Here is a 2191-nt window from a genome sequence, read left to right as displayed (position 1 = left end):
TGCGTTCAGCTCGCTGCAGATCGGTATCGCGCTGCTGTCGGTCGGCGCGTTCCAGTTGATCGCGCTGTGTGCGTATGCGTTCGCCGCGCGCTACGTCAGCATGCGTGCGCTGCTCGTGTTCGGGCTGATCTGCTTCGGCCTCGGCTGCTACCTGTACACGCCGATCACACACGACTGGGGCTGGCAGGAACTGCTGCTGCCGCAGGCGCTGCGCGGCATCGGCCAGCAGTTCAGCGTGCCGCCGATCGTGACGATGGCGCTCGGCTCGCTGCCGCAATCGCGCCTGAAATCGGCGAGCGGGTTGTTCAACCTGATGCGTAACCTCGGCGGCGCGATCGGTATCGCCGTGAGCGCGACGATGCTCAACGACCGGCTGAATTTTCACTATCTGCGCCTGAACGAGCACGTGAGCGCCGGCGAGCCGCAGGTCGCGTCGCTGCTCGATCGCCAGGCCGCGTACTGGGGATCGGTGGCAGGCAATACGCTGAACACCGCGCAGGCCGGGCTCGCGAACTTGCATCGGCTGATCTATCGCGAAGCGCTCACGTTGACCTATGCGGATGCGTACTACGCGCTATCGCTGTGCTTCGTCGTCGCGCTGCTTGCCGTCGTGTTTTCCAAACCCATTACGTTGAACGCGCCGCCGCCGGACGCGCACTGAGGCCAAGGATCGTCATCATGAAGAAGCTACTCGTCGCGCTGGCCGTCAGCGCATTCGCCGCCGGGTGTGCGGTGCAGCCCGCGCAGCATCCGGCGCTGAACGACTCCGTCCAGACGCTCGCGCCCACCGCGTGGGATACCGACGTGCCGCGCGCGGACATCGATGCCGCCGCCTGGTGGGCGCAGTTCCACGACCCCGTGCTCGACCGGCTGATCGCGACCGTGCTCGACGGCAACCTCGATCTGCAGGCCGCCGCCGAACGCGTGAAGCAGGCGCAGGCGCTGACCGTGCAGAAGCGCGCGGTGCTGCTGCCCGAACTCGACGCGACTGCGCACGCGGCCAACGCGCGGCAGAACACGCCGCCGCCGCTCGGTTATGTGCGGCAGGCTGGTGCGGGGCTTGCGCTGAGCTGGTCGCCCGATGTGTTCGGCGGTGAACGGCTCGATCTGCTGGCCGCTCAAGCGGAGTTGGTCGGGCAAAAGCATGCGGAAGATGCGATGCGCCTCGCGCTCGCGGCCGATGCGGCATCCGCGTATGTCGATCTGCGCTGGGCGCAGCAGGAACTGAAGATCCTGCAGGAAAACGCGAAGATCCGGCAGCATGCGCTCGAACTCACGCGCAAGCGGCAGGCGTTCGGGCTGTCGACGGAACTCGACGTGACGCGTGCGCAGAACCAGCTCGATGCGCTCGAAGCCAGGATTCCGCCGACGCAGGCGCAGATTTCGCATCAGCTGAATCTGATCGCCGTGTATTCGGGGCGGACGCCGGAATCGGTCGATCGGCTCGTGTTGGCGCAGGCTGGGGAGATTCCCGCGCCGCCGGTTGGCGCGCCAGGGACGCTGCCTTCGCAGGCGTTGTTGCGGCGGCCGGATGTGCTGACTGCCTATGCGCAGGTCGAGCGGCGTGCCGCGCAAGTCGGTGTGGCGAAGGCCGAGCGGTATCCGAAGTTTTCGTTGAACCTGACGGACGGGATTCTGGCGGCTTCCTATCTCGGGTTGCCGACGTTGACCGATAACCTGTTCAGCGCGGCACTGAGCGCGACGAGCCCGATCTTCAACGCGGGACGGATTACCGCCGATATCTCGCAAAGCGAAAGCCGGATGCGCGAGTCGGAACTCGGGTTACGGCAGACGATGCTGCAAGCGCTGCGGGAAGTCGAGGATGCGCGCGCGAATCTCGTCAGTTCCGATGAGGCGACGCGAAGGCTGGGTAGCGCATTGGCGGCTTCCGATAAAGCGCTTGGGTTGGCGAATCAGCTTTATAAGGGCGGCGCGACGGATTTTCTGGACGTGCTGTCGGCGCAGGAGGTTTATCTGCGGGATTCGGATTCGCTCAATCAGGTCAAGCGCGAGCACGCGCTGGCGGCGGTGGCGTTGTATCGGTCGCTTGGGGGTGGGTGGAGCAGGAATGACGCGGCGGGGGGAACACAGACGGAAACTGACGCTGTGGCGAAAAACTAGGCGGGATCACGATGCGGGAGCCTGTCAGACTTTTAGTGTGCCGAGGTCATGAAACGATAACGGAACTAAC

At 65.2% G+C, this 2191-nt stretch carries 2 protein-coding genes; both read left to right on the top strand.

Annotated elements, in window-relative coordinates; genetic code table 11:
- Window positions 1-661: MFS transporter (locus tag JMF90_RS34295; RefSeq protein ID WP_201326095.1), on the top strand; the 661-nt coding region annotated here is incomplete at its 5' end.
- Window positions 662-678: 17 nt separating this feature from the next.
- On the top strand, window positions 679-2121 hold the full coding sequence (locus tag JMF90_RS34290; protein WP_011548256.1) for an efflux transporter outer membrane subunit: 1443 nt from the start codon (window positions 679-681) through the stop codon (window positions 2119-2121).
- The last annotated feature ends 70 nt before the right edge of the window (window positions 2122-2191 follow it).

Source organism: Burkholderia sp. E168m23, from assembly GCF_016586125.1.
Lineage (GTDB): Bacteria > Pseudomonadota > Gammaproteobacteria > Burkholderiales > Burkholderiaceae > Burkholderia > Burkholderia orbicola.
The sequence above is the reverse complement of the archived record's forward strand: the minus strand, read 5'-3'. Positions and strand labels throughout refer to the sequence as shown.